The 1,372-nt window shown below is 58.7% G+C and carries 1 protein-coding gene; it reads left to right on the top strand.

What is annotated here, in order from left to right:
• Positions 1-94: 94 nt before the first annotated feature.
• Positions 95-1,135: an IS110 family RNA-guided transposase gene (locus tag AC2FGC_RS24200; RefSeq protein ID WP_282169972.1), complete on the top strand. Its 1,041-nt coding sequence runs from the start codon at positions 95-97 to the stop codon at positions 1,133-1,135.
• Positions 1,136-1,372: the final 237 nt, after the last annotated feature.

The following is a 1,372-nucleotide window of genomic DNA, read 5'->3' on the forward strand; positions in this document are numbered from 1 at the left end:
AATGACATGGTGTGATCGCGGTGGTCGCTCTCCTTGGGCAAACGAGGCCTGATATTATCAGCCTCACCAATCAAAAGCCGTGAGGAGAACGACCATGAGCCATTATGTTGGTCTCGACGTTTCATTGAAAGAGGTCTCGGTTTGCGTTGTGGATGCGGAAGGCACGGTCTTGCATCGCGCGTCTATTCCGACCGAACCAGATACCATTGCGGAATACATTTCGCGGAGAGCCCCCGATGTGGAGCGCGTCGTGCATGAAAGCGGGATAATGGCCACTTGGCTGACGCGTGAACTTGCGCGCCGAGCTGTGCCGATCACCTGTATCGACGCGCGCATGGCGCATAAGGCTCTGTCGGCGCGCCTCAACAAGTCAGACAAGGCAGACGCGGAAGGGTTGGCACAGTTGGCGCGGACCGGCTGGTTCACCGAGGTCCACATTCGCAGTGAAGCGTCGGACCGCGTGCGAGCACTGGTTGCAGCGCGGGAGAGATTGATCCGCATGCGCAAGGATCTTGAAGCTCATATCCGGGGCGTCCTGAAGACTTTCGGCATCCGCATGGGGCCTGTCCTGCGCGCGCACTATCGACAAGGGTTCCGCGACCAGCTGGCCGAGGCTGGTTCTTGTGATCCAATGTTGGAGCTGCTGGCGCAAACGATGATCCCGATCCACAAAAAGCTTTGCGCCTCGGCGGAAATGCTGGGTGATGAATTGATACATGTCGCCAAACAGAACCCACTGGCGCGGCGCCTCATGACCGTGCCGGGTGTGGGGCCGCTGGTTGCGTTGAATTTCATTGCGACAATAGATGATGCAAGCCGGTTCCGCCGGTCGCGCGATGTCGGCGCGTTCCTGGGGCTGACACCAAGACGATATCAATCCGGTGAGATCGACAGAACAGGCCGCATCTCCAAGTGCGGGGATGCCGAGATGCGTCGATTGCTTGTTTCCGCCGCCACGTCCTTGATGACACAGGTCAGGCGGTTCTCAGCCCTCAAATCCTGGGCAATCCGGCTCAGTACGCGAAAAGGCTTCAAGAAGGCCGCTGTGGCCACCGCGCGCAAAATCGCGGTGATCCTCCACGCGATCTGGCGCGACGGGACAGATTTCAATTGGACAAAGGAGCCTGCAAGCTGACAACCAGAAAGCCCGCCCGAGGATAGGGTGGGTTTGGCGTCCTCCGGGACGGAGGCAGATCGATCTCGCGTAAAGCGGTCGAGGTGGCGCAACCAGCATCAACCTCGTGAATGACATTCCAGACGATCAGCCCCGGACGCCATCATGAAGCAGCATCACCTGACTTCGGAGAGAACCAAGACCCCGGCGGACAACAAATCCAACGCCCTTGACAATACCGCGATCAGAGAACCGCTT

Source organism: Ruegeria sp. CDSC054 (genome assembly GCF_059610645.1).